This window comes from Rossellomorea sp. NPDC077527 (assembly GCF_044542955.1).
Classification (GTDB): domain Bacteria; phylum Bacillota; class Bacilli; order Bacillales; family Bacillaceae_B; genus Rossellomorea; species Rossellomorea aquimaris_E.
In genome coordinates this window covers 178,884-204,862 of the sequence record NZ_JBITVL010000006.1, presented here as the reverse complement: position 1 = coordinate 204,862, position 25,979 = coordinate 178,884, and the positions used below count along the sequence as shown (strand labels likewise).

Annotated in this window: 21 protein-coding genes; 12 read left to right on the top strand and 9 right to left on the bottom strand. The window is 44.7% G+C overall.

Features of this window, described 5'->3' with window-relative positions:
• Window positions 1-3: 3 nt before the first annotated feature.
• Window positions 4-1,341: a UDP-glucose dehydrogenase family protein gene (locus tag ACIGG7_RS19975; RefSeq protein ID WP_397550821.1), complete on the bottom strand. Its 1,338-nt coding sequence runs from the start codon at window positions 1,339-1,341 to the stop codon at window positions 4-6.
• A complete protein-coding gene (gene galU, locus ACIGG7_RS19970) occupies window positions 1,338-2,279 on the bottom strand; it encodes a UTP--glucose-1-phosphate uridylyltransferase GalU (protein ID WP_397550820.1) in 942 nt (313 codons plus the stop codon). The genes ACIGG7_RS19975 and galU overlap by 4 nt, the downstream gene beginning before the upstream one ends.
• On the opposite strand from galU, the gene ACIGG7_RS19965 reads away from it, so the two are divergent.
• Window positions 2,270-2,590 (top strand): hypothetical protein, encoded by a 321-nt coding sequence (locus ACIGG7_RS19965; protein ID WP_397550819.1) that lies wholly within the window; start codon window positions 2,270-2,272, stop codon window positions 2,588-2,590. The two genes, galU and ACIGG7_RS19965, sit on opposite strands and share 10 nt — an antisense overlap.
• A 47-nt stretch (window positions 2,591-2,637) precedes the next feature.
• Here ACIGG7_RS19965 and ACIGG7_RS19960 read toward each other — a convergent pair whose 3' ends face one another.
• On the bottom strand, window positions 2,638-5,049 hold the full coding sequence (locus ACIGG7_RS19960; RefSeq protein WP_397550818.1) for a putative bifunctional diguanylate cyclase/phosphodiesterase: 2,412 nt from the start codon (window positions 5,047-5,049) through the stop codon (window positions 2,638-2,640).
• Window positions 5,050-5,334: 285 nt separating this feature from the next.
• On the opposite strand from ACIGG7_RS19960, the gene ACIGG7_RS19955 reads away from it, so the two are divergent.
• The 7 genes from ACIGG7_RS19955 (at window position 5,335) to ACIGG7_RS19925 (ending at window position 12,796) form a co-directional block, all read left to right on the top strand.
• Complete coding sequence (locus ACIGG7_RS19955; protein WP_397550817.1) at window positions 5,335-5,853, top strand: RNA polymerase sigma factor; 519 nt, start codon at window positions 5,335-5,337, stop codon at window positions 5,851-5,853.
• On the top strand, window positions 5,840-7,237 hold the full coding sequence (locus ACIGG7_RS19950; protein ID WP_397550816.1) for a hypothetical protein: 1,398 nt from the start codon (window positions 5,840-5,842) through the stop codon (window positions 7,235-7,237). Before ACIGG7_RS19955 ends, ACIGG7_RS19950 begins: the two co-directional genes overlap by 14 nt.
• 248 nt (window positions 7,238-7,485) lie before the next feature.
• Window positions 7,486-8,865 (top strand): Glu/Leu/Phe/Val family dehydrogenase, encoded by a 1,380-nt coding sequence (locus ACIGG7_RS19945; RefSeq protein ID WP_397550815.1) that lies wholly within the window; start codon window positions 7,486-7,488, stop codon window positions 8,863-8,865.
• A 157-nt stretch (window positions 8,866-9,022) separates the two neighbouring features.
• Window positions 9,023-9,595, top strand: a complete 573-nt coding sequence (locus ACIGG7_RS19940) for a TetR/AcrR family transcriptional regulator (protein ID WP_397550814.1) — start codon at window positions 9,023-9,025, stop codon at window positions 9,593-9,595.
• 73 nt (window positions 9,596-9,668) lie between these two features.
• Window positions 9,669-12,227: a YhgE/Pip family protein gene (locus ACIGG7_RS19935; RefSeq protein WP_397550813.1), complete on the top strand. Its 2,559-nt coding sequence runs from the start codon at window positions 9,669-9,671 to the stop codon at window positions 12,225-12,227.
• 95 nt (window positions 12,228-12,322) lie between these two features.
• Window positions 12,323-12,541, top strand: a complete 219-nt coding sequence (locus ACIGG7_RS19930; RefSeq protein WP_224945020.1) for a DUF1659 domain-containing protein — start codon at window positions 12,323-12,325, stop codon at window positions 12,539-12,541.
• Window positions 12,542-12,577: 36 nt separating this feature from the next.
• Window positions 12,578-12,796, top strand: a complete 219-nt coding sequence (locus tag ACIGG7_RS19925; RefSeq protein ID WP_224945019.1) for a DUF2922 domain-containing protein — start codon at window positions 12,578-12,580, stop codon at window positions 12,794-12,796.
• A gap of 84 nt (window positions 12,797-12,880) precedes the next feature.
• Here ACIGG7_RS19925 and ACIGG7_RS19920 read toward each other — a convergent pair whose 3' ends face one another.
• Genes ACIGG7_RS19920 through ACIGG7_RS19905 form a run of 4 tightly spaced genes read right to left on the bottom strand, consistent with a single transcriptional unit; the run spans window position 12,881 to window position 16,127 of the window.
• On the bottom strand, window positions 12,881-13,186 hold the full coding sequence (locus ACIGG7_RS19920; protein WP_224945017.1) for a PTS sugar transporter subunit IIB: 306 nt from the start codon (window positions 13,184-13,186) through the stop codon (window positions 12,881-12,883).
• A 12-nt stretch (window positions 13,187-13,198) separates the two neighbouring features.
• A complete protein-coding gene (locus ACIGG7_RS19915; protein ID WP_397550812.1) occupies window positions 13,199-13,507 on the bottom strand; it encodes a PTS sugar transporter subunit IIA in 309 nt (102 codons plus the stop codon).
• Window positions 13,504-14,796, bottom strand: coding sequence for a PTS cellobiose transporter subunit IIC (gene celB / locus ACIGG7_RS19910; protein ID WP_397550811.1), 1,293 nt, complete (start codon window positions 14,794-14,796; stop codon window positions 13,504-13,506). Before celB ends, ACIGG7_RS19915 begins: the two co-directional genes overlap by 4 nt.
• A gap of 23 nt (window positions 14,797-14,819) precedes the next feature.
• Window positions 14,820-16,127 carry a 6-phospho-beta-glucosidase gene (locus ACIGG7_RS19905; RefSeq protein ID WP_397550810.1) on the bottom strand — a complete coding sequence of 436 codons (1,308 nt, stop codon included), beginning with the start codon at window positions 16,125-16,127 and terminating at the stop codon, window positions 14,820-14,822.
• Window positions 16,128-16,349: 222 nt separating this feature from the next.
• On the opposite strand from ACIGG7_RS19905, the gene ACIGG7_RS19900 reads away from it, so the two are divergent.
• Together ACIGG7_RS19900 and chbG are read left to right on the top strand one after the other, a co-directional pair.
• The gene (locus ACIGG7_RS19900) at window positions 16,350-17,075 is read left to right on the top strand and encodes a GntR family transcriptional regulator (RefSeq protein ID WP_397550809.1); all 726 of its coding nucleotides are present in this window, start codon (window positions 16,350-16,352) and stop codon (window positions 17,073-17,075) included.
• Between the two features lie 21 nt (window positions 17,076-17,096).
• Entirely contained in the window at window positions 17,097-17,786 is a 690-nt protein-coding gene (chbG, locus tag ACIGG7_RS19895; protein WP_397550808.1) for a chitin disaccharide deacetylase, read from the top strand.
• A gap of 42 nt (window positions 17,787-17,828) precedes the next feature.
• Here chbG and ACIGG7_RS19890 read toward each other — a convergent pair whose 3' ends face one another.
• Together ACIGG7_RS19890 and ACIGG7_RS19885 are read right to left on the bottom strand one after the other, a co-directional pair.
• Window positions 17,829-21,161: a GH36-type glycosyl hydrolase domain-containing protein gene (locus tag ACIGG7_RS19890; RefSeq protein WP_397550807.1), complete on the bottom strand. Its 3,333-nt coding sequence runs from the start codon at window positions 21,159-21,161 to the stop codon at window positions 17,829-17,831.
• Window positions 21,162-21,180: 19 nt separating this feature from the next.
• On the bottom strand, window positions 21,181-23,340 hold the full coding sequence (locus tag ACIGG7_RS19885) for a glycoside hydrolase family 3 N-terminal domain-containing protein (protein WP_397550806.1): 2,160 nt from the start codon (window positions 23,338-23,340) through the stop codon (window positions 21,181-21,183).
• A 376-nt stretch (window positions 23,341-23,716) separates the two neighbouring features.
• Here ACIGG7_RS19885 and ACIGG7_RS19880 point away from each other — a divergent pair, with 376 nt between their 5' ends.
• Complete coding sequence (locus tag ACIGG7_RS19880) at window positions 23,717-24,949, top strand: sugar ABC transporter substrate-binding protein (protein ID WP_397550805.1); 1,233 nt, start codon at window positions 23,717-23,719, stop codon at window positions 24,947-24,949.
• Window positions 24,950-25,066: 117 nt separating this feature from the next.
• On the top strand, window positions 25,067-25,969 hold the full coding sequence (locus ACIGG7_RS19875) for a carbohydrate ABC transporter permease (RefSeq protein WP_224944999.1): 903 nt from the start codon (window positions 25,067-25,069) through the stop codon (window positions 25,967-25,969).
• The last annotated feature ends 10 nt before the right edge of the window (window positions 25,970-25,979 follow it).

Below are 25,979 nucleotides of genomic sequence, written 5' to 3'. Positions count from 1 at the left end.
CATTCATTTGGAATGAGGTGTTTTTAAAGTGGAATGAAGGACGGGTGGTCTGCCGATCGAATAATAATCGATGGTAGTACTCTTTGCTTCTTCAAGGGAAAAGCAATTTCGTCCATCAAAAACGATTGGGGTTTTCATTAGCCTGGAAATGGTTTTCAGTCGTAAGACCTTAAATTCTTCCCATTCGGTCGCAATGAATAACATGTCTTGATCCTCAATGGCGTCGAAGCAATTATCTGCGAATGTCACTTTCGACCCAAGGATGGATTTCGCATTTTCCCGGGCCACCGGGTCGTATACCGTTACCTCGGCACCTTCTTCCAGTAATTGTTTGATCATTTCCAAGGAAGCAGCTTCTCGGATATCGTCCGTATTCGGTTTGAAGGAAAGACCCAACATTCCTGCTCGCTTACCCTTTAAATCCTTTACGACTTCCTTCGCCTTTTGTACAAGTTTCACCTGTTGTTTCGCATTGACGTGAATCACGGCTTCCAATAAATCGAACTCATGCTCAATTTCCCCTGCTATTTGAACAAGGGCATTCGTGTCTTTCGGAAAGCATGAGCCCCCATAGCCTATCCCTGCTTGCAGAAAGGAAGGGCCAATTCGGTTGTCCATTCCCATCCCTTTTGCCACATCTTCCACGTTTGCCCCAAGCTTTTCACATAGGTTGGCGATTTCATTGATGAAGCTGATTTTTGTTGCCAAAAATGCGTTAGAAGAATATTTAATCATTTCGGCACTTTCAATAGAAGTGTGTAAAATCGGCACTTCAAATGGCGCGACCATTTCTTCCAGTTTTCTTGCTGTATCGTCATCTTCGGTACCGATGACGATCCGGTCACCGTTGAAGGTGTCATGAATGGCGGAGCCTTCTCTTAAAAATTCTGGGTTCGAGGCGATCATAAACCTGCGAGCTGGAGAGGAATGAGCTTCAAGCCAGGATTTCACCTTGCGATTGGTTCCTACCGGCACAGTGCTTTTTGTTACCACGATCGTCCCATTCTTTCGGATGTGGGAGCCGATTTTTTCAGCCACATCCTGGAGTGCAGACAGGTCGGCGGAACCATCCGGACGGGAAGGGGTCCCTACGGCGATGATGATGACTTCAGCTTTGTCACACGCGACTTGATAGTCTGTAGTGAAAGAAAGATGGCCGGATCCAGCATTTTTTTGCAGTAAACGTTCTAATCCTGGTTCATAGATGGGGGAATGGCCGTTTTTTAACATGTCTACTTTCTCCCTGTTTGCGTCAAGACAGATGACGTGATGCCCGATTTCTGCGAGGCATGTGCCTGTCACAAGACCTACATAACCTGCTCCAATCACGGATATATTCATTCCACTCCCTCCTTTTCCAGCAATTCTTTCAGGTATGACGTTAAATGCCTTTTCAGCTCGGGCCTCTTCATGGCACATTCGATCGTCGCTTTAATGAATCCAAATTTATCTCCGATGTCATATCGATCTCCGTTAAAGACTTTGGCATACATCGCATGATCCTTATTATATTCGTTCAATGCGTCGGTCAATTGAAATTCCCCGCCAGCACCCAATTGTAATTTTTCTAAATACGTAAATATATCAGGAGTCAGAATGTATCTCCCCATGATTGCCAGAGTGGAGGGAGCTTCATGAGGAAGCGGCTTTTCAACGAGTCCCTGGATTTTATGGATCGAATCCTCTTCCCTTTTTTTCGTAAGTAAAGGATCGACGACCCCATACTTCGATACGTCTTCATCCTTTACTTCCTGAACCCCGATGATGGGAGATTGAAACTCATTGTAAGAGTCAATCAGTTGACTGACACACGGTTGTTCAGAAAGAATCATATCGTCTCCAAGCATGACGGCAAAGGGATCATCCCCGATGAAGGAACGGGCACACAGAACTGCGTGCCCCAACCCGAGAGGCTCCTTCTGCCTGATATAATGGATGTTTGCGAGATTTGCGATGGACTGAACTTCCTCAAGGGCGTCCCATTTTTCTTTTTTCTCCAATGAAGCTTCCAGTTCATAGGATTTATCAAAGTGGTCTTCAATACTCCTTTTGCCTCGCCCGGTAATGATGATGATATCCGTGATGCCGGAATGAACGGCCTCTTCTATGATGTATTGAATGGTCGGTTTATCTACGATCGGTAGCATTTCCTTCGGTTGAGCCTTTGTAGCCGGAAGAAATCTCGTACCCAGTCCCGCTGCAGGGATGATGGCTTTCGTGACTTTTTTCTTCGTTGGGAAGGATGATGCCAATAATAAGGAGAGATCAGATGGTTTCACTCTATACACCTCCGAAAATATGTATCTTCTTCTATATTATCAGAGGCGAGGGGAGGATATCCCTTGGGAAAGGTTGGTTTTACGAAGAATTTACATTGAGTATGGATGATGGGATTTCTGTTCAGACTGACGATTATATTGAGTGGAGGTCAGGTGAAAGTCGTGAAGGAAGATGGCAGTCTGTTCGTCGGTTTGTTCTGGGGAGTGTTATTCAGTATCCCTCTTTGGATTTCGATAGTGGGGTGGGTGAAGATGTGGCGGTGGATGTTCGGGTGAAGGACCTTATTGGAATTAAGGGTCGACAAATGTAAAAACCCCACTGAATATTCATCAAGATTCAGTGAGGTCATATAGTCGGTCATCCAATCACAGCCGCGCGTTTCCGCTCTTTCATAAAGTCACTCAGTCTCTCAGCCGGAACCGGTCTGCTGAAGTAGTATCCTTGAGCATACTCACATTGTAATTCCTTCAGCCACTCCAGTTGGGACTCAGTCTCTACACCTTCAGCCACGATGGTTAGCTTCAAATGTTTGGCCATGGCGTGAATGGCTGAAACGATCGCTTTATTGGATTCATGTTCGTCCAGTCCCATAATGAAGCTTCTGTCGATCTTCAGCGTTTGAATCGAGAATTTCTGTAGATAGCTTAACGAACTGTATTCAATGCCGAAATCATCGATTGCGATGGAGACGCCGATCTCCCGCAAGGCATTCAATTTCGCCAGTGCTTCTTCGACATGATGCATGGTTGTGCTTTCAGTGACCTCTAGCTCGACGAGGGAAGGAGGAACATCGTATGTCGTTACCACATTCCGCACCATTTCCACAAAAGTGGCATCATGAAACTGCCGGGATGAAACATTGATAGATACCTTGAAGTCATAGCCTTCATTCTTCCAAACTTTAAGCTGCTTGCAGGCTTCAATCAGAATGCGCTCCCCGAGTGGGATGATCAATCCCGTTTCTTCTGCCAGGGGAATGAAATCCGCAGGTGGTATCAGTCCTTTTACCGGGTGATTCCATCTGATCAATGCCTCGACTCCAACGACTCTGCTCGTCGTCAAAGAGAGTTGTGGCTGATAATACAACTCAAATTCTTCGTTGATTAGCGCTTTTCTAAGGTTTTCTTCCAGTTCAATCGGATTGATCCCCTTCTCTTCAAGCTGATCGGAAAAGAGAAGCTGATAGGCTCCTTCACTCTTTTTCATCGTATACATGGCGATATCCGCTTTTTTCAAAAGAGTGGAAAGGTCATGGCCATCATGGGGGTAGAGGGAGATCCCCATGGAAGTGCTTGTCATAATTTCATGCCCGCCAATGTCAAAAGGTGTCTTCAGGCTTTCGTGGATCGCTGCCGCCATTTTATGGACGTCACTCCTGCTATCGATGGACGGAAGCAATATGATGAATTCGTCCCCACTCATCCGTGCAATGAACCCCTTCGTTCCCAATACCCTCACGCATCTTTTTCCTACCCGGGAGATGAGTTCATCTCCATATCCATGGCCCAATGTGTCATTGACAATTTTAAATCGGTTCAGGTCGAGTAGAAGGAGAGCCATCTGCTTATTACCTTCTAGCACCCTTTGCTCAAACTCTTCGTTAAAATACCGTCTGTTCGGTAATCCGGTCAGTTCATCATGAAAAGCGAGATACTGGATCTTTTTCTTGTCACGAATTGCTTCCGTAATATCCGTCGCCAGTACGTGTGCTCCAGTTACTTCTCCATCAAGATGGATGGGGACTACGATTACTTGAATGGACATGATATGCCCTTTTTGGTGAGGGAATTCCATTTCAAATTTTGATGGATTTCCAATCAAGGATTGTTGAAACGCCATCTGAATCTGGTCCAAATCTTTCTCCATCACATAGTTGCGGAACCCCTTGCCCACCATTTCATCTATAGAGTAACCCGTCATGTCTGCAGCCCGTTCATTTGCTTCCACGATGACCGCATCCCGGTTATAGGTGAAGATGGCAGAAAGATTATTCTCATATAATGATTTGTATTCCTGCTCTTTCTCGTAAATCTCCTTCATCTGCTTTTTATGCAAATCATTGGCTAAGTGATCTGGGATGAACCAAAGAATTAAAAGGAGGGCCATTTCAATAATGAAGGGGATCATATGATTGTTTTCCACAAGGGAAAGATACGATCCATATTTCACAGGAGAAAGGAGGGAATAAGCCGTCAGATAGGTAATACCGGAGAACCCGAGACCCATCACAATGCTCCAAAAAACAATCTGCTTTCCTTGATAGGAGCTGCTCTCCTGATTATTAAGCTGTAAGAGCATCCGGAAAAAGGGAAAGGTCACACCAAGTGTCATCAGAATCGTTAAACAGATATACATGGGTTTGAAAACGATATGAGGATAGATCAATCCACTATACGTGGCGAAGTTTCCCGCCATCATGATCAGGGAAAAGATGAACCCGCCTCTTAAGAAATTCACTTTATCCGTATTCACGTCCTCAAACAGACGAAGAGATAGATAAATACTGAAAAAACATATCACAAAAAAAATCGGAGCGAAATAGAAAAAGCGTTGAATGAAGATCTCGTAAGAAATCATCAACGTTACAGACGCATGAAGCAGACAATAAAACAACGTATAAGTAAAGGAAGGAAGCAAAAGCTCCTTCTTTCTTAACGCTTGCTTTTGACCATTTCGTTTAAAAGCTTCCTTCAGTGAAAGGTAGCTGCAGCTAGCCGATAAGAGGATGCTCATTATGATATTGATGGATATCACCAGGAAATCAGCCATTAGTACCTCCGTCTAAATACCTATTTATAACATTATATCATGTATTTCGACAGAATTTTCTTTTTATCTACTATTCTTAAGGTTTTATAGAGAAACGTTTCTTATTATGAAATAAAGATTTTTCGACATTGGGTATAAGTGCTTGAGATGTAGCATGATCTATTTGAAGAACTTGTCAACCAAATTAAGTGATTTGTAAATGAAATGAAAAAATATCCAAATAAATGAAATATTTATAGGTTCATAATCGTCTAATATGTATAAAGGAAAAACGGGGGGAATGGGATGTCTGACAACAGGCTGGTAGCAGATTGGTTTCATCTTTACAGTGACTCGATTTATACGTTTCTTGTCTATCGGATGGGCTCAGCGGATGTGGAAGATCTTGTTCAGGAAGTGTTTATACGGGCGTTAAACTCACTGGATTCTTTTGAGGGAAAAGCGAATCCTAAGACATGGTTATATTCCATTGCGAGAAATTTGGCTCTTGATGAACTGAGGAAAATGAAAAGAAGTAGATGGTTCAATACTTCATTTTCATCCATTCGCCATGAAGGAGCCTCATTCGAAACCCCTGAATCTCTTTATTTTCTTAACGAAGGAAGCCGAGAGCTTCTTGCAGTTATACAAAACCTAAAATCGAATTATCGTGATGTGTTGATATTAAAAGGAGTAAATGACTTTGACGTAAAGGAAACGGCTACGATTCTTGGGTGGACGGAGAATAAAGTTCGAATCACGTATCACCGGGCGTGTAAAAAGCTGCAATCGATAACAGGAGGATATCCAAATGAAGAAAGTTAACGAAGAAAATTTCAAACAAGAGCTTCCACAGTTACAATTAAACGAATCGGCGAAGGAACGGATTCATACTACGCTTCTCAATCATCAACCATCTTCACCTTCTAAGAAGAACCTGTGGCAGAGAGGTAAATGGAGTAGTTTAGTTGCCACAGCACTTGGTATTTTCGTATTTTCATTGCTTACAGTCTATATCATTTCAGAAACAGAGAGAAACAGGGAACATGAACGATATGTTATGGCACAGGAAGAAATTCAAACGGCCTATGATGAAATGGAAGGAAACTTGCAAAGTACAGAAGAAGGCCAACTGTTGGTTCCAATAGCGGATTCAAAAATGAAGTCGGCTCAATCGTCACTTTCAAAGGTTGATGCATCTGAAAATGAAAAAGGAAAGAAAAAGTTAATTTCCTTGATGAGAGAAATTGAAATGTACAATCACACCGTACCACAAGCCAATGAGCTCCAAAACCATATAAATGATATCAACAAAATCCTTTCTCAAAGCGTTTTTGACGAAGACCTTGAGGAGAGCATATCTGTGCTCAAAGATGAGATGACAAGAAAAATGAAGACGTTTGATCGACTAGAAAATGCTTCCCTCAAAGCGTTTTTAGGTAAATATACCGACAGGGTGAATACTCTAGAGAATGAGTTTAACAAGTATATGGAGATCCAGGAAGAAGTTCAAGATCTTAATAAACTGGCTGAAGAACAATCGGTCGGAGCGCAGGATTTTGATCAGAGGGTAGAGAAGGTAATGAATCAGGTTCAGCGTTTATCAAACAAACAAATGGCTGTCTTGATGGAGGACGAAATCAACAAGGCGAAAGCCAAGTATCAGCAGCTTAGAGTGGATGCAGAAGAGAAAAAGCGTAAAGAAGAAGAGAAGATAGCCTATGAAACAGCTTCAAACTCAAACGAAATGAACAGCAGCGCAGGATCGAAAGACAAGGACGAAGAAAATGTAAATTCGAACAGTCCTGAAGAAGAGTTGTACCCGTTGGAGTTTACCATGACTGATTCAAATGGGTTTACATTCAAACTGAGTCGCGATTTTGACAAATATCAAAAAGGAAAAGGATATGATGAAATCGCCCGCAGATATGGAGCGCGTTTCTACTATACTCCACACTCAGATATGTCCCATGTCATCATTGGCAGAAAAATCATCGCAACCGTATCTCTTGTATCAGGAGCCCCAGTTGAATATAAAGACCTTTTCATTGATCTTATGACCTATCAGTCTAAGAAATATACAAGGGAACAATTTGCGGCCATTGTTGAAGGCGTCATTGAGAGCGGAGAGCCTTATACAGTAGAGGAAGGGAACGGGGGAGAATTACTGAGTTTAGAAAATGGGGTATTGCGCTATGATAGTTGGTAGATTTGTACTGAATGAAGGCAGGATCTTGCTATTGGGAGAGCAGAAGATAGTGACTTCAGAACTGGCCATAAGAAAGTGCAATTATTAAATAGTTGCTAAGTAAGCTGTATCTTTCGTAAGTAAGATACAGCTTTTAGTATGGGTGATTTTCTGAATGCATAAGAAAATAGTCGTTTTTAACCATCCCGAAAAGGGTAACCCTATACTAAAGAACATAATTTTAATTCAACCAATAGGAGGGACCCATTTTGATCAGCCAAACGAGAGATATTGTCCAGAAATCATTGGATGCGTTATTAGAGGATCATTCATTTTTACCGGATGTCAAAGGAGAGACAAGAAAGAAAGCGTTTACGTCTCTAACGTCGATTCTATCGACGCCGAATCACGTACATAAATCGTATTTGAGGATTCCGCTGGGGGATGAGAAGGTTGTCCGGATTCCCGCATTCCGTGTCCAGCATAACAATGCCCTCGGACCTTATAAAGGAGGAATCCGGTTCCATGAATCGGTGAATGAGGAAGAAGTCGTGAACCTGGCTTCATTAATGACCTTGAAAAATGCTTTACACGATGTTCCTTTTGGTGGCGGGAAAGGCGGGATCATCCTGAATCCCCGGGAGTACTCGGAGAAAGAGCTTCACTTGATTTCAAGGAAATATGTGCAGTACTTCAGTGATATCCTCGGTCCCGATAAGGATATCCCGGCACCTGATATGGGATCCGGCGAGCGGGAGATGGATTGGATGATGGCAGAGTATAAGAGCATTCGTCCCGGGATGCCATATAGAGGGAGCTTTACAGGGAAAAGCATCGTAAATGGAGGCTCCCTTGGACGGAGGGAAGCGACGGGGAAAGGAGTGTTCTTCACTTTCCGTTATCTCGTTCATGACTTTGTGAGGGAGCAGAAGAGCCTGCTGACGAAGACGGATAATATCTTCGCAAAAACGGCTCTCGATTATGAGGATCGACCTTTGACGATTGCCGTCCAGGGGTTTGGGAACGTCGGATCGGTGGCAGCCCTTGAAGCCCATCAATCCACTCATTTGCAAAATAAAGTGGTGGCGGTGAGTGACCGGAATGTGACGCTATTCAATGCAGATGGCTTGGATATTCCTGCTTTGGTTGAATTTACGATGAAGAATAAAGGGGATCTGCCGACCAAGGAGGAACAGCTGAATGAAATCAGCGTAAAGGCTGATATTCGTGACCGTGATGAAGTCCTCTTTCTGGACGTCGATGTCCTGATGCTTGCAGCCCTTGAAGATCAGGTTCATAAAGATAATGTAGGGAAAGTGAAAGCGAGGATCATCGTCGAAGGGGCGAATGCGCCAATCACCACCGAAGCGGATTCAACTTTGAGTAAAAAAGGAGTCATCATCATCCCGGACATCCTCGCCAATGCCGGAGGGGTCATCGTCTCCTACTTCGAATGGCTGCAGGGAAGGGAAACCCAGTTCTACACCGAGGAAGAAGTATTCAACCTCCTCTACGACAAAATGAAAACAACCTTGGACACCGTGCTGCCGCTCTTCTTCGGAGACCCATTCCCACTCCGTCAGAACTGCTACATCCACTCCGTTATGAAACTATCGACGGTCCTATATCGCCAAGGGAAACTGTATTAAGATTTGAGGGACGGACCTTCATTCCTAGGACTTGGTCCTAGGAATGAAGGTCCGTCCCTCTTTTCCTCTTTGAAACTAAAACGGGAAGATGTTATAGTTGAATCTAGAATGGGAATTGAACAAAACACTGATTTGGTCAGGAGGTTTAAAATCGAGGATGTCTATTGATCGAAGGGAATTGATTGTGGAAGCGGCGACGAAGTCTTTTTCGTTGTTTGGGTATAAGGCGACGACGATGGATCAAGTAGCAAAGCTTGCAAATGTCGGGAAAGGAACGATATACACGTTCTTTAAGAATAAAGATGAATTATTTGAAGAAATCGTTTATACAATGGTAAGGGAAATGAAATCGTCAGCAGATCTTGCCATTCAACCTGACAACAGCTTTTATGAAAATGTCCACCAGGCATTGACTAAGCTGCTTGAGTACCGTACAGACCATCAACTGATGCTGAAGCTTATCGAGGAAGAAAAGCAAATCGGTACCCGTGCTGTACAGGAAATGCTTCATCATATTGAGAATGAATTGATAGCGTATGTGAAAAGCAAGATTGATCGGGCTATGGAGAGTGGGCAGATCAAGCCGTGCGATACGGAAATCGTTTCATTTATCTTGTTGAAGGTATACATTTCACTGGTATCTGATTGGGAACGGAATCATCCACCCCTATCGTCTGAAAAAATCGCCGCAATCATGGAGGATTATTTACTGAAAGGATTATCCACGTAAATGGTCCTTCCTTTTTTTAGAGTCCTATGACCAAATGGTGAAAATAGTCATATATTCGAAAGGAATTGATAAAATGAAAGGATTGCATTCACTCAAGGGTGAATTTCGTAACATTTTCACGAATAAGACCCTGTTGATTGCCGTCTTAGCCGTATTGTTTATCCCTGTGTTATACAGCGGTACGTTTCTTTGGGCATTCTGGGATCCGTACGGACAGGTGGATCAGCTCCCTGTCGCCGTCGTCAACAATGATAAGGGTGCCGATTTCAACGGTGAAGAACTAACAATTGGAAAAGACTTTATAGAAGATCTGAAAGAAAACGACACATTCGATTGGAGATTCGTAGATGAGGAGAAAGCCGATAAGGGTCTTGAGAACCGGGATTATTATTTGAAGATCGAAATCCCGGAAAACTTCTCCGAAAACGCGACGACCCTCGAAGACGTTCATCCTGAGAAATTGGAATTGGTCTATACGGCCAACCAAGGCTCAAACTATCTTTCTTCTAAAATAGGAGACTCAGCGATTGAGAAAATTAAGGAAGAGGTATCGGGAGCGGTCACCAAAACCTATGCCGAATCGATGTTCGATAAAATCAAGGAGGTCGGGGACGGCTTGACTGAAGCCAGTGATGGTGCAGGTGAACTGAACGATAAGCTGGGAGATGCTACATCGGGTTCTAATGACCTCCATGACGGGATCGACGATGCTTCTGAAGGAGCGAATAAGCTAGAAAATGGAGTCAACTCTGCCCAGAACGGAGCAGGTGAACTGAAAGAAAATATCGGCAAAGCACAAAACGGCGCCAAAGACCTGAACGGCGGTGTCAACAGCATTAACAAAGGAGCCCAAACGCTGAATGAAAAGCTTCAGGAACTCGCCGGGAAATCCACTTCCTTTTCAACAGGTGTCGATACTGCGTATACGGGCTCCCAAAAGGTATTGAACAGCCTTCAATCTTTTGATGCAGCCCTCGTGCAATTGACAGAAGGGAACCAAAAACTTCTGACCGGGGCGAAGGACTCACAGAAAGGTGCCCAGGATCTTGCAAGTGGCCTTCAGAAGTCACTGGCCGGATTAAATGAAATGAATGGTAATCTGCCTTCTTTGGCAGAAGGTTCAAAAAAGGTGGCAGATGGTGCAGCATTATTATCTGGCAAAGCCATTGATTTTAAAAATGGTGCCAGCGATACAAAAACAGGATCTGATCAGGTCAGCCAAGGGCTCCAAGAAGCAACGGCCAATGTCGACGCGCTGATCGAACAGGAGCAGGATCCTGATCAGAAGCAACGCTTGCAAGAATTAAAATCATCTCTTGGTGAATTGTCTGGTGGTAGTCAGAGAGTAAGTGGAGGATTGCAACAGCTTTCTGACAATGCAACTCTGCTCCAGTCCAAATCGGAAGAACTCTCATCGGGTGCGAAAGAAGTATCTGATGGACAGTCAAAGATCTTAAACGGATTCAGTCAAATCACAGAAGGTCAACAGCAGTTGGCAGACGGAGCGGATCGACTGGCTGAAGGTCAAAATCGACTTGTATTAGGTCTTTCCCAAGTGGAAGAAAAGGTTTCAGACGCTCAAAATGGAATCCACCAACTACTAGACGGAAGCACCGCTCTAACGAAAGGGCTCGGTAAACTCGACAAAGGAACCGATGCCCTTCAAGAAGGGTCTACGAAACTCGCAAAAGGATCGTCGGACCTGGCAGATGGAACGAGCCAATTATCATCAGGCTCTAATCAACTGGTCAACGGTCTCGGCGGATTGTATGACGGTTCTGGTAAACTATATAACGGACTGGGAGAATTGAGAAACGGTTCGACGGATCTATCTTCGGGTCTCGGTAAACTGTCAGACGGCTCAACCGACCTGACAGATGGATTAAATAAACTAACGGATGGATCATCTGAGCTGAAAGATGAGCTTGCTGACGGTGCAAAAGATGTAAATGACGTCAACTCCAATGACGATATTTATGACATGTTCGCAAAGCCTGTCACACTCACCGACAAGCCGATTCATGATGTACCGAACTATGGAACGGGCTTCACTCCATACTTCCTGTCACTCAGCTTGTTTGTCGGAGCGCTCGTGATTTCGATCATCTTCCCAATGAGGGAACCGGCCGTCACTCCGCGAAGCGGATTCGGATGGTTTATCGGGAAGTTTGGGGTCCTGATGTTTGCAGGGCTGTTCCAGGCTCTTCTTGCGGATTCCATCCTATTATTTGGACTCGACCTTGAAGTGACGAGTATTCCGCTCTTTATTATGATGAGCATCCTGGCGAGCTGGACTTTCTTATCGATCGTCCAATTCCTGGTGACATCCCTTGATAATCCAGGCCGATTCCTTGGGATTCTTATCTTAATTTTACAATTGACGAGCAGTGCAGGAACTTACCCAATCGAATTGGTCCCTGAATTCCTGCAGCACTTCTCAAACTTCCTACCGATGACGTATACGATATCTGCTTTCAGGGCCATTATCTCCACAGGGGATTATGCGTTCATGTGGCATAATGTGATGTTCACCCTCATCTTCTTATTTGTGGCAACAGGAGGAACCATCCTTTATCTCACATTCAGATTTCGTATTCTTCGCAGGAAGCATTACAGAGAAATAGAAGCATAATGGAAAACCGGAGACTTTGTTCTCCGGTTTTTTTCGTTCGAGGTGCCCTTTCTTCTTTCAAGTCCCTATATAAAGGGTGAAAGGAGGTGAGGTACATGGCAACAGCGGATCTGAAATCGACGAGAATTCGTTTGGCTTACAATGATGGCCAGGACGAGAAAGGGAAACCTACATTCGCGTACAAATCGTACAGCTACATCAATGCCCTTGCTTCGGCAGATGACATGAACAGCGCAGCTTTATCCATCGCCAGTCTGTCATCCAAAGCGCTTTTCAACGTTGAGAAGCTGCAGAACTTCGACATTAACGAGTAAGCCCAGGTGAAATTTTTCGGAAAGGAGGAATAACTTATGGCGAAAGTATTGGAACTTGAATTCAAAACGGAAGCGGGGAAGTCAGCGAAATTATCCATCAATGACCCCATCGAGCCGATTGACACAGTGGCTGTGAAAGCGGCGATGGACAATCTGGTTGCAACCAATGTATTTGGAAGTGCGACGGGTGCGTTTGTCAGTGTGGAAGGAGCCCGTGTGGTGGAGCGTAATGTGACGGATTATGATGTGATGTAATGAAGTAGAAGTGTCCTCTCTTAATGGGGACACTTTTTTCGTAAGAAAAGAGTAACCCCTAAAAGGGCTACTCTCTATGAAGCATTATTTCTCCAACAATCCCTCAGCCTGCTCCAACACCTTCGCACCATTCATCATTCCATAGTGCATCCCGTCGATGACATCGACTTTAATATGATGGGGTGCAGCTTTTTCGGTGATTTTAGAAGATAGATAGCGGACTTGAGGTCCGATCAGGATCACGTCCAGTTTATCTAAATGATTGCTTAGGTCAGCTTCGGAAGTGGCATTGATTGTGGCCTCGAGGCCTTTTTCTTCTGCCGCTTTACGCATTTTCTGCACCAGCATACTCGTTGACATGCCTGCTGAACAGACCAGCATGATATTCATATAAAACACTCCTTAACGGGATTGATGGATTTCAATGATTTCCTGAGCGAGTTCTTTGACGGTGATAGCGTTCATTAGATGATCCTGTGCGTGAATCAATAGAATCGTAGGGTTCTCTCCATCACCACTCGCTTCTTTTTGTAGTAATTGAGTTTGATAGTGATGTGCCTGATGTACTTCTTTCTCTGCTTCTGCCATTTTCTCTTCTGCCGTTTCGAATTGTTTCTTTTTTGCAGCTTGCAGGGCTTCCATGGCGGAAGAACGGGCGTTACCGGCATGTAAGATGATGTGAAATGAGATTTCTTCCAGTGTTAAAGTCATGCGATTTTATCACTCGTTTCAGTTGTTTTCTTTAATTGGGCACGTTCAGATGCAAGCAGGAATGGGATGTACATAAGTGTTGCGATTGTCAGATTCATTAGCTGTAGAACGATACCACTCCAAGATCCTCCTGTAACAAGGTATCCACTGATGATCGGTGGTGTCGTCCAAGGAACGATCGCTACGGTTTTTGGTACGATTCCCAAGCTCAGTGCAAAATATGATGTAACCGTCAGGACAACTGGTACAATTAAAAACGGAATGAACATCAGCGGGTTTAATACGATCGGTAATCCAAAGATGACCGGTTCGTTAATATTGAAAATTCCAGGTGCGGCTGACAGTTTTCCGACAGTACGGTAATGTTTTGTTTTCACCACAAGGAAGATGGCGATGATCAGGGCGATGGTCGTACCGGAACCACCCATGTACACATACGCGTCAAAGAAAGGCTTGGTGACGATGTACGGAACGTCGAAAGCACTTGTGCCTGCTGCGAACAGCTGCTGATTTTTTTCGATTAAAGGTAGGTAGATCGGTTCTATGATCGGACCTAAAATGTTCGTGCCGTGTAACCCGAAGAACCATAAGAAATGATTTAAGAAAGCAACGACAATGGCGGATGGCAGTGAGTTCGATACGGCTTGCAATGGTTCCTGGATTAACGTAAATACGATTTCAAATAGGCTTTTTTCTGCAAAAGAAGTTAAGAGGGCTTGAATAAGACCAACAAGAATCAGGATGATCGTGGCTGGAATCAGCGCTTTGAATGATTTAACAACACCTTCCGGAACCCCGTCCGGCATGCTGATCGTAAACTTCGAGCGAATTAACACCTTAAATAATTCCGTGACAAGGAGGGACGTAATGACGGCGACGAAGATCCCTTGAGCACCGGTCCAGGCGTAGGAGATGCCCCAGTCTTCTGTTACCGGCGTGAGAATGATGAGGGAAGCGATCGACACTAATGCCGCTGACAACCCATCGATGTGATAGGATTTCGCCAAGTGATAACTGATGGATGCGGCGACAAGCAATCCAAGAATCGCAAAGGAACCATTCCACATATTTCCTCCGACGGATTTCCAGCTTTCACCGAATACAGACACCATGAAATTTTGAAAGGCATCAATCGGCAGGTTATTCAATAACACTGCCAGGGATCCAACGATAATCAGTGGCATGATCGAAACGAATCCATCACGGATGGCGACCAGATGCCTTTGTGAGCCGATCCGACCTGCAACAGGCATAAACTTACTTTCCATAAACCCCATTACTCTACTCATTTTTCTTTCCCCCATTTGCTAGATTAATTGAATTGCGGCAGAAACTCTTTGTGAGCTTCCAATAATTCATCGACCAGCTGTCTTGCTACCCCTTCGTTCTGTATTAACGGATTCATCACCATGGCCTGATAGACATGAGTGTATTCCCCGGACCTGGCAGCTCGGATGACGAGCTCCTCGAACGCTTTCATCTGCAGGATGATTCCTTTGACAGATGGAGGAAGCGGTCCGACCGTCAGCGGTTGAGGTCCGTCCCTCGTAATGACGGCGTTGACTTCGATGACGGCGTCGTGTGGAAGGTCGGGAATGGATCCGTTGTTCAGCGTGTTGACGGTCTGGATGTCCCCCCTGTTGTTGTAGATGCTTTCCATCAGGCTGCAGGCTGCGTCACTGTAATAGGCACCTCCTCGATTTTCCAGTTCTTTTGGTTTTTCGTTCAACTCTTCTTTCCTATATTGAATGAAAAGTTCTTTTTCAACTTTTCGAACAACCTCTGCCCGTGTACCATTTTCTTCAAAGGCTTGAAGATCCTTTTCTAATACAGCGTCCCTTTGGAAGTAATATTGGTGATAAGGATTAGGGAGCATCCCCAGTGCCTGTAAAAATTCCTTTGACCATCCCAGTGAGACGATATTGGCTGGTGAATAGTCTACTTTTTGATGGATCAACTTATCGAGGACAAGGTCCGTCATATCCTCACCCTTGACCCAAACCCTTTTTCCAAACACAAAATGATTCATCCCTACAAATTCAATTTGTACTTCCTCTGCCTTACAATTCATCATCTCGGCTACGCTGTTTTTCATGTTGAAAGGGATATTGCATACACCGATGCCCTTCCTATGAGGACTGTATTTCAGCAATGCCTCCGTGACGATGCCTGCCGGGTTGGTAAAATTAATGAGCCATGCGTCAGGACAAATATTCTGGATGTCATGACAAATGTCCATCAGGACCGGTATGGTACGGAGGGCTTTAAAAATCCCGCCTGCCCCGTTGGTCTCCTGCCCAATGACACCATGGCTCAAGGGGATTCGTTCATCTTTCTCCCTGGCAGAGAGGCCACCCACCCTGATTTGTGTCGTGACAAAGTCAGCACCGATCAGGGCTTTCTTCCGGTCGAGCGTCCACTCCAACTCAATAGGGACACCGGCTTTCTTGATCATGCGACGAGCAAATTGGCCAACGATTTCAAGCTTTTCTTTTCCCGCATCGATGTCAACCAGCGTAATCGTCGACACCGGAAAATGGCGGTGTCTTTTGATGAACCCTTCAATGATTTCGGGTGTATAGCTGGATCCGCCTCCGATTATGACAACCTTTAATGACATTCTGTCGATCTCCTTTCGTCATGAAAGCGATTTCTATTTTTTATAATGTATCATACAAATTTTCGCTCGTCTATATATTGTAATAACAAATTAAGAAAATATGTCTCTTTTAAATTTATTTGTAATAACGAATTGAATTTATGATAAGATGAAGTATGGATAGAGAAATGAACGTGAATGTGTTATAAAAAATGTAGGAAGAAAGTGGAAGGGAGAAACAAAATGAAAGACACACAAGAAGCTAAGGCCCTGCATTCACATGTGAAGGAAAAGATCATTGAAATGATAAAAAATAAAGAATACGAACCGAATAGTAAGCTGCCTACAGAAGCCGAGTTTTGTGACACGTTCAATGTCAGCCGCACAACAATCCGGACGGCTCTCCAGCAGCTGACTCTTGAAGGCTATGTCTACCGGGAACAGGGAAGGGGAACCTTTGTGGCTGAAGAGAAGGTCAGTCAGATTCTTTCATCGACGATCGACAACTATACGGAACAATTACGTTTACAAGGGAAAAAGCCGAAGATCAAGGTTCTCAGCCTGAATGTGATCCCGGCAGAATCCGCAGTGGAAAAAGCACTCGAGCTGAAGAATGGAGATCCCGTTAATCGGTTGGAGAGGATTCGTTATTCGGACGGCTTACCCCTGCAGTATGAGGTTGCGTACCTGCCTTGGTACAAGACACCTGGTCTCGACAAAGACGAGTGTGAAAAATCTCTCTACAAACTGCTTGAGACGCAGTTTGAATTAAAAATCAAAAAAACAGTGGAATCAATCGAGTTGTTTTTAGCTGATGAACGAGTCTCTGAGAAGCTTGAAGTGCCGGAAGGAACACCATGTTTCATGATCGAAACCACAGCCTTTCTTGAAGATGGGTCGGTCATCGAATTTTCCAAGGCGGTCTTTAGAGGAGATAAAGCCAGTTTTCTTGTAGAACGAACCTATTAGAGAAAAAGGGGATGGGGGTTTATGAGAAATGTGATCATCAACGCAGATGATTTTGGTTTATGCCGGGGGGTGAATTACGGGATCTTGGACAGTCACCGGTTTGGCATTGTCAACTCTACGACGATGCTCGTCAATATGCCGGGAACAGAGCATGCAGTGGAACTTGCGCGGATTCATCCGGAACTGCAGGTCGGCATCCACTTATCGTTGACATGTGGCAGGCCGGTTTCAGGAGGCGTTCCTTCGCTAGTGAATGAGAAGGGGTATTTTCGATATACGAGCAGAATTTTCGAAGAGAAAGAAATCAATGTGAATGAGGTTGAAATGGAATGGGAAACGCAGATTGATCGATTTTTATCCTTCGGTTTGCCCCTTTCCCATATTGACAGTCATCATCATGTACATAGCTTCCGCCCCTTGATCCCAATAGTGAAAAGGCTGTCGGAGCGGTATGGGGTGCCTGTCCGGAATGTGTTTGAAGAAGATGTAGAAGGAATAAATCTACTGACCGATCAGTTTTCCATGGATTTTTATGGGGAGGGTGTGTCGGTTGAAGGATTAAAAGGAATCTTGAAGAGTAGTCGTGCTGGAGAGTCGCTTGAGATTATGTGTCATCCTGCTTATATTGATTCCTTTCTGAAGGAGAATTCTTCTTATTGTGAGGAACGGTTGAGAGAGTTGGATGTGTTGTCGAAATCGAATTTGTTATAACAAATATAAAGAGTGAGGGGAATCCCCTCACTCTTTTTGTGACTAGATGAATATCTCAATCGTATTTGATTCCTCGTGAAGCATTTTTTCCATTTCCTGCTGTTTCACTTTAACCCCGCCTTGACGATAACGGTTGGTCAATGATTCACCTTGTACCTCCTGCCCGTTCACCACAACCCGTTTTGGATCAGGCTGCCCAAGGTGATAGACAAACGTGACAGGACGGTTCAACATCTGAAATTCCATCTTCAATCCGTCAAGGTTGTCCGGAAGTACCGGATCGATGACTAGATTTTCCCCTTCCTGACGAATGCCAAGGCAGTTTGAAATCAATTGATTCATATAGATTCCCGGTCCGCTGGAGTAAATTCTCCATCCGCCTTTCACGGGCACGCTTCCGTCACGCAGTTCGTTGAAACGTTCCTGTGCTTCGTAGCGGGTATTGAATTTGCCGTCGGAGCTGCTGAAATAGGCATTGCTTTGTCTTCTTTCGGCGTTTGGCACGACGTCTTTCAGGCCGATTGGATTGATGATTTGCAGTCCATTCCATACTTCATCGGTTTTTCCCAGCTTCGCCATCGCTTCCACATAGCGGATATGAGCATGTACGTATTGCAATCCAATTTCACGGCCGAAATTTGAAGCCTGTTCGGCCCGTTTGAAATGGGTGCTTACACCGCCTTCGTATTTGGCCGGGCGGTTCATCAAGCGAACGCCGTCGGGACAGTACAGATGCTCCTTCACCAACTGATAATGAGAGTCAGCTTGTTCCGGTGTGAATAACTCGGAAATGATACTCCGGTTCATTGGCAGCAGACGGTAATGAATACCGGTCTTTGTATCGCTAGGATGAACCATGAACTCTGGGTTCCCCGGCTCTTCCATATATACAAATCCAGGAATGACGTCATCCTTCAGGATATACGTATTGAAATCCTCCTGTATTCCCCGTGCCAATGCACTGATTTCCTGTGATTCCTGATCGAATGTTCCCTCAAGGACCGTTCCCAGTTTCACAAGCACCTGATACGTAAGGGCGACGGTCCAGCTGCTTGCCATGTATTTCTTCAACTGAGCGTTGGCAGGCTGCAGGGTGTCATCCCAGTCTCCATCCCCATAAGAAGAGAGGAAGGTGTCATGGAGGAAGTTCTCCTTGATGTAGGAGATTTCTTTTTGAATATGATGAAGCAACGTTTCCTTTTCCTCTGTAAAACCAAATCCATCCCGCTCGGTGTAAGGGATCCTCTCATGCAGGATGTCATGATCGTTCGTCGCGGCGATGTAGTCACCAACGACTTTCAACGGCCAGACGATGATATCCCCGTGACTGTCGTCCTGTTGGAACTTGTAGTATCGATCAAACATGAACCATTGCGGCCAATTCCCGTCATCTTCATATTGATGGGAGTAGACGGTTTTGATGATTTCTTTAACAGATTGATAGTTTTGGGTGGCCATGAAGTATTCTGTCGGCCCCTGACATACATCACGGGTTCCCCATGCTGCACCGCCGTATTGCTCCAGTCCGTGTGGAACCGAATAATGGACGAGCATATTATGGGTATACCACCAGGCAAGGGCATTCACTTTTTTCAATTCATTGGGTACATTCTCTCCTAAAGAGAGTTTGAATCCGTTCATAACCTGGTGGTAGTAGGCACGATATGTTTCGATTTCTTCTGATAAGTCCCGTTCCTTTATCGGTTGTTCTTCCCCATGAATCGAACCTTGTATCGTCATCTTCCATTCAGCCGTTTTACTCACATTCATCACAATCAGGGAAGCAGAATCTTTTTCAACATGGTGAGCAATTCTGTCTTCGTTCCCTGTTGCAATGGAGGCGCCATCGACTTGGATTCGATACGTCAACTTCGGGAAAAACTTGCTGCTCTCAGACTGACGATCAGCCGTAATGATTAACCTATTGTCCTCTTGATCTACGTGGTACCCGACTTCATATTCATTGTTGTTCATGGACACTTGATTCGTCACGAGGTAGCGGTAGTGCTTTTGGTTTTTTGACTCAACATGAAGGCGCACTTCAGGTGAATCGACGACTGTGTAATTCGTGATGATCAGCGTATCATCGGCTGTTTTGTAGTACCAGCGAGCGTAGTTGAAGCCGATCTCAAACATTGAAGGCATGGTCAGTAAACGGTACACACCATCCATTTCAACGTAAATCCGCTGACCGGACGTTTTCATGACGTTCAAATGATTTCGTTGATTGGTCAGCATTTTATTGAAAGACGTGTTGCCGACCACGAGCTGTGAATTGAATAAACCATACATGAATGAAGTCGTCGTGATGGTATCTTCTTTCAGTTGATGATTGTTCCCTGACATCAGGATATGTCCATGGGGTCTTTCGGTCATCAGTTCCTTTTCTTTCAATACAACATGTTCATGGGTATCGGTGAAGAAGGAAAGAAGGGAGTCTCCCTCGCGTTCTTCATTATGTTTGGTTGGAAAATAAGTGCCGATCTCTTCCTCTGTCATCGATAGGGAAGGAAGGGGCTGTCCGATTTCCGGAAGGATCCGTACAGTCTCTTTTGATTCTTGAAAATCCGATTGGCAGTGCACTGCTTCTTCCCAGGCAGCTTGTATTTCTTCCTGGGATTCCAGTGAAGTGATGGCCGTTTCGTGATTTTCTTTGAATACCCCGTAGAAAACAAAGCGCTGTGTCCCGTTAAGTTGCACTTTTTCTGATTGTAGTGCGGAATAAGCGAATTCGTATTGGTAGACTTCGTTTGCCAGGGAGTCCTTTTTTAAGGCTTCGGGTACATTGGTGTCTTTATAGGCTAATCCGAAAAACTGAAATCCATCGGTCGAGTAGCCGATTGTCTTGTTGAGGGAGCCCTGTTGGATGTACGGGAATCCGCTTGATTGCGGCTGGTTTTGCCTGGAACAAAGAACGTATCCTTTCTCTTCATCCTGGAACACTTTGTGATCGATGTATTGTGACATATAGGCTTCGTTGGAACGGACGGCTCCCGAATCTGCAAGGCCGAGGTCCTGTCCGTAAATGACGTCCACTTCAGCATTCGTCCCATCAAGCGTCACATCCCAGAACCATATGCCTTTTTCTGTTAAGGTAAATGTGACTTCGTATGAAAGATGTTCGAATGTCCCCGTCCATCTGACTTGTGATTCGGAGAATTGAACAGTGCTTGATGATTTCACTCCAATAAGAGGGATGAAGCTGATTCCGGAATCTTTGTGAATGCGCAAATACAGATTATTGAGTGAGCCGTCGATGGGATTCGTCACTAACTGATTGATCATATTCTGTTTATGTGTGACGGCGAAAAGATCACCGCTTTTTAAAAATTCGAATACAAGCTCTCCTGATGTTAACTGAACATATGATTGCATCGTTTTCCCCTCGATTCTTTTATTTTTCCAACCTAAACGTTTGTTCCATGGTGTCCTGGCTGTTTCTTCCTATAAATACTGTAAACGTCCCTGGATCGCTTTTATATTGAAGGTCTGAATGGTGATACCTTAATTGATTCTCTGATAACGTAAACGTGATGTCTGCCGTTTCGCCCGGATCCAAGCTGATTTTCTGGAAATCCTTCAATTCCTTTACTGGGCGGATCACTTCGCCGCTGTGATCGCGGATATAGAGCTGTACGACTTCTTCGCCTGCCACCGGACCGTCATTTGTAACAGTAATCGAAATGTCCAACGTCTGCTCTTCGGTCATCGTTGCACTGGATAGCTTCAAGTCAGAATACGTAAAGGTCGTGTAGCTCAAGCCGAATCCGAATGGAAGCAGGGGCATGTTCGGGATGTCCAAGTATTGTGAGACATATCGTTCCTGTGCGTCGGGTGCCCCTTGGGGTCTCCCTGTATTAAAATGGTTGTAATAAACGGGAACCTGTCCGACGTGATAAGGGAAGGACATGGTTAACCGGCCGGACGGGTTTACGTCCCCATATAGTAAATCGGCAACGGCATTTCCGCCCTCAGTGCCTGGATACCATGCTTCGAGTACTGCGTGGGTTTGGTCCAACACTCCGTGCAAGTCGAGTGGACGTCCATTAAACAGGACAGCCACCATCGGCTTATCTAAAGATTTCAGATGTCTAATGAGCTGTAATTGAGCAGAAGGAAGCTGTATGTTCGCTCTGCACCCTGCCTCACCACTCATATTGGAGTCTTCACCGAGTGCCAGGAGGATGACATCCGCATCGCTGGCGGCCTTTAGAGCTTCTTCCGTTTGTGCATCTGTGATCGTTTCAATGTCACAGCCTTTGGCGACGGTCAAACGGCTGGTTTTTGAAAGAATTCCTTCCTTCATTGTGACGGCTTCATCTCTAGATCCCAGCCACGACCAAGGTCCCAAAATGTCTCCGCTTTCGGCGAAAGGACCGATCAGCGCTACTTTTTGTTCCTTTTTTAATGGAAGGATGGATTCGTTCTTCAATAATACGGAGGATTTCGCGGCCAGTTCACGTGCGGCCTTACGGTGTGCCGCGCTCATGATCACTTCAGATTCAAGCTCCACGTTCGCACCGCGATACGGATTTTCAAACAAGCCCAGCTTTTCTTTTAACTGTAGGATTCGCAATACGGCTTCATCAATGATAGACTGGTCCACCATTTTTTCCTCTACAAGCTCTTTTAAATGGTTCACATAGCCTGTAGTCATCATTTCAATATCCACACCAGCACTGATCGCTTTATACGCTGCTTCTTTTTCGTTCTCTGCCACGCCATGGGGAATCATTTCTTTCACAGCTCCCCAATCGGAAATGAGGACGCCATCAAATCCCATTTCTTCCCGCAGCAGCTGTCGCATCAACCGTTTATTACCGGTTGCAGGAATGCCGAAGACCGAGTTAAATGCGGTCATGACCATTTCGCAGCCTTCCTCGAGGGCGGCTTGATAGGCTGGAAGGTAATTCTCGCGAAGCTCTCTTTCAGACATATCGACGGTATTATAATCACGTCCGCCTTCAGGTGCCCCGTAAGCGGCAAAGTGCTTCACGCATGCTGCCACCCGTTCCACATCCGTCGTCAATTCTTCCCCTTGAAAGCCGCGGACGAACGCACGGGCAAATTCGCTATTCAGATAAGGGTCTTCTCCTGTCGATTCCATCACTCTTCCCCAGCGGGGGTCACGGACAAGATCGACCATCGGAGCGAACGTGACATGAACGCCGGAAACGGAAGCTTCCCTTGCTGCAATCTCTGCGCTTTTTTCCGTCAGTTCGAGATCCCATGAACAGCCGATCGCCAGAGGGACCGGGAAGATTGTTTTAAAGCCGTGGACGATATCGGACATGAATAGGAGAGGGATGCCCAATCGGTTTTCTTCCATGTGGGTGAGTTGAATATTGATGATTTCCTGTGCTCCGGATGCCCCGAGGACAGACCCGCTGTTTTGGATGATATCATCGGTGACTCCCATTTCAGCCATCGGTCCGGTGATTTGTCCCTGCTCTTTTGCCCCTTTGAAAAAAGGTGTCGCCAACTGCATGAGCTGAGCGATTTTTTCGTCCAATGTCATTTGATTCAATAATGATAGCAGCTTATTCTCCCTCATTGATAGAGCCTCCATAGTTCAAATTTATCAGCTTTAGTGAAACGTTTCGATTAACAATTGAGTTGAATTATAAGCGGGTTTCATATGATAGTCAACCCGTCTATTGACATCCAATAACTACCTTTTCCCTTCGTATATCAGTGTTTTAGTACTGATATAGAGGTTTGTTGCAAGCTTAATTCATTTTCAATTCAGTAATTTCTAAAAAAGAGTTGAAAGCGTATACACGTTTGATTATAATATAGTCATCGAAACGTTTCAATAACTTTGGATGACTTTTCATGTTAGGAGAACCCTTCTAATCTATGAAGTCTCATTCAATGACGCTTTACCATTTTTACTAGTTTCAAAACCAATGGAAATGGAGATGGGGAAAATGAGTAAGAAAATGTGGTCTTTACTGCTGATTGGTATTCTCGCTTTATCTACGATTCTTACAGCTTGCGGAGGCAACGGTGGATCGAAGGATGGAAAGAAAGAAATCACCGTTTGGGCGATGGGTGAGGAAGGTAAGAAGTTAAAGGAGATGGCTACAAAGTTTGAAGAAGAAAACAAAGACATCTCAGTGAAAATCCAAGCGATTCCTTGGGGGAATGCACATGATAAATTGCTTACGGCAGTCGCTTCCGGAAATGGCCCGGATGTCCTTCAATTAGGAACGACTTGGGTACCGGAATTTGCAGATGCAGGGGCGCTGCTAGACTTGACTCCTTATTTGGAAGACTACCCGGAATTTAAACCTGAAAATTACTTCGAAGGCTCTGTTACTTCTATGAAGTATGATGATAAAGTCATCGGGGTCCCTTGGTACATCGATACACGCGTATTATACTATCGTACAGATCTATTGAAGGAAGTCGGATACGACAAGGCTCCTGCTACATGGGATGAACTGAAGGATGCCGCAGGAAAGCTGAATGATCGTGGTGACGATGTATATGGTCTGGATATCGACCGTAATGACCAGATCACTCCATTCATCTTTGCATGGCAAAATGGTTACGAATTCGAAGGGAAGGACAAAATGAACTTTGATTCTCCTGAATTCAAAGAAGCAATACAGTATTACACGGACTACTTTAAAGAAGGAATCAGTCCTACGACAGAAGGAATCGATATCGTACAAGCATTTAAAGACGGCATGAAGCCAATGTTCTTCAGTGGTCCTTGGATGATCAACATCATCAACGATCAAGCACCTGACTTAAAGGATAAATGGGCAGTAGCCGTGATGCCTAAGAAAGAAACGAACACATCCAGCATGGGTGGATCCAATTTATCCGTCTTCCATAATTCTGAGAATGTGGACGAGTCCCTGAAATTCATTTCGTATATGAATAAAGTGGACACGCAAATGGAATGGCTGGACGTATCAAATACGCTTCCTTCACGTGTTGATGCATGGGAAGAGCCTAAGTTGAAAGAAGATCCGATGCTGTCTGTTTTCGGACAACAATTAGAAGATACGAAAGCATCACCGCAAATCAAAGAATTTGAAGTGATTGCACAGGAGTTCCTTTCTACCATTGAAAAGATTACGGTCGGTGGGGCCGATGTGGACAAAGAGCTTGAGAACTTCAACAAGAAAGCAAATGAAATCGTTAAATAGTAAGCAAGACCAATAAACAAAATGGACGCTGTCATAAACATAAAATGGAGTTACAGGTGTGCAGCCTGAACTCCATTTTTAGAATCATTGTGCGTACGTTTAGATAGGTGGGATATCATGAGCAATGGATGGAAAAACAGCATTAACAAAAATAAGCATCCCTATGTGTTTATTGCTCCTGCAGTGATCATATTAACCGTTTTCAGCATTGTGCCCATTATTGTCGCTTTTTTGATCAGTTTTACCGACCTTGATTTAAAAGGGCTCGCCGACTGGTCGAATGTCAGCTTCATCGGTATGGACAACTACTCGGCATTACTCACAGACGAATTGTTTCACAAATCGATATTCAACACTCTGTTCTATGTCATCATAGGTGTGCCTCTTGTCATCATATTCTCACTAGGCATCGCCTTGCTGCTGAACTACGGGACAAGTAAGTTGTTTACTGTCTTCCGCGGTGTGTACTACATGCCGTCGATTACGAATATCATCGCCGTAGCGGTCATCTGGGGGTTCCTGTACAACACGGAATACGGATTGTTTAACTATATTTTATCACTGCTGGATGTCGATAAGATTCCTTGGTTAGGAGAGCCAACGATCGCCAAGCTATCGTTGATTGTGTTAGCCGTATGGAAAGGGATCGGGATCAATATGATCATCTTTCTCGCTGCCCTGCAGGGGATTCCGAAGTCCTACTACGAAGCGGCGGAAATGGATGGGGCGAACCGCTGGCAGGTATTGTGGAATGTCACAATACCGTTACTCCGCTATGCCACTTTCTTCGTCACGGTTACGACGCTGATCGGATGGCTGCAATTCTTCGAGGAGCCATTTGTCATGACGAACGGAGGTCCCCTTGACGGTACGATCTCCATGGCCTTATTCATCTATCAAAAAGGGTTCCAGTTCAGTGAATTCGGCTATGCGGCAGCAGGATCATTCATCCTGTTCATCATCATTATCATCATCACGCTTCTTCAATTTAAGATGAGAAAATCTGATACAGAATATTAAGAACGAAACT

Bases quoted from the DNA above. Each gene is read 5' to 3' on its own strand.
- ACIGG7_RS19935 (WP_397550813.1), top strand. From the start codon at position 9,669: ATGAAAGGATTGCATTCACTCAAGGGTGAATTTCGTAACATTTTCACG.
- ACIGG7_RS19925 (WP_224945019.1), top strand. From the start codon at position 12,578: ATGGCGAAAGTATTGGAACTTGAATTCAAAACGGAAGCGGGGAAGTCA.
- ACIGG7_RS19885 (WP_397550806.1), bottom strand. From the start codon at position 23,340: ATGAGGGAGAATAAGCTGCTATCATTATTGAATCAAATGACATTGGAC.
- ACIGG7_RS19950 (WP_397550816.1), top strand. From the start codon at position 5,840: ATGAAGAAAGTTAACGAAGAAAATTTCAAACAAGAGCTTCCACAGTTA.
- ACIGG7_RS19875 (WP_224944999.1), top strand. From the start codon at position 25,067: ATGAGCAATGGATGGAAAAACAGCATTAACAAAAATAAGCATCCCTAT.
- ACIGG7_RS19955 (WP_397550817.1), top strand. From the start codon at position 5,335: ATGTCTGACAACAGGCTGGTAGCAGATTGGTTTCATCTTTACAGTGAC.
- chbG (WP_397550808.1), top strand. From the start codon at position 17,097: ATGAGAAATGTGATCATCAACGCAGATGATTTTGGTTTATGCCGGGGG.
- ACIGG7_RS19930 (WP_224945020.1), top strand. From the start codon at position 12,323: ATGGCAACAGCGGATCTGAAATCGACGAGAATTCGTTTGGCTTACAAT.
- ACIGG7_RS19965 (WP_397550819.1), top strand. From the start codon at position 2,270: ATGGTTTCACTCTATACACCTCCGAAAATATGTATCTTCTTCTATATT.
- ACIGG7_RS19900 (WP_397550809.1), top strand. From the start codon at position 16,350: ATGAAAGACACACAAGAAGCTAAGGCCCTGCATTCACATGTGAAGGAA.
- ACIGG7_RS19880 (WP_397550805.1), top strand. From the start codon at position 23,717: ATGAGTAAGAAAATGTGGTCTTTACTGCTGATTGGTATTCTCGCTTTA.
- ACIGG7_RS19890 (WP_397550807.1), bottom strand. From the start codon at position 21,161: ATGCAATCATATGTTCAGTTAACATCAGGAGAGCTTGTATTCGAATTT.
- ACIGG7_RS19940 (WP_397550814.1), top strand. From the start codon at position 9,023: ATGTCTATTGATCGAAGGGAATTGATTGTGGAAGCGGCGACGAAGTCT.
- ACIGG7_RS19975 (WP_397550821.1), bottom strand. From the start codon at position 1,341: ATGAATATATCCGTGATTGGAGCAGGTTATGTAGGTCTTGTGACAGGC.
- celB (WP_397550811.1), bottom strand. From the start codon at position 14,796: ATGAGTAGAGTAATGGGGTTTATGGAAAGTAAGTTTATGCCTGTTGCA.
- ACIGG7_RS19905 (WP_397550810.1), bottom strand. From the start codon at position 16,127: ATGTCATTAAAGGTTGTCATAATCGGAGGCGGATCCAGCTATACACCC.
- ACIGG7_RS19920 (WP_224945017.1), bottom strand. From the start codon at position 13,186: ATGAATATCATGCTGGTCTGTTCAGCAGGCATGTCAACGAGTATGCTG.
- ACIGG7_RS19960 (WP_397550818.1), bottom strand. From the start codon at position 5,049: ATGGCTGATTTCCTGGTGATATCCATCAATATCATAATGAGCATCCTC.
- ACIGG7_RS19915 (WP_397550812.1), bottom strand. From the start codon at position 13,507: ATGACTTTAACACTGGAAGAAATCTCATTTCACATCATCTTACATGCC.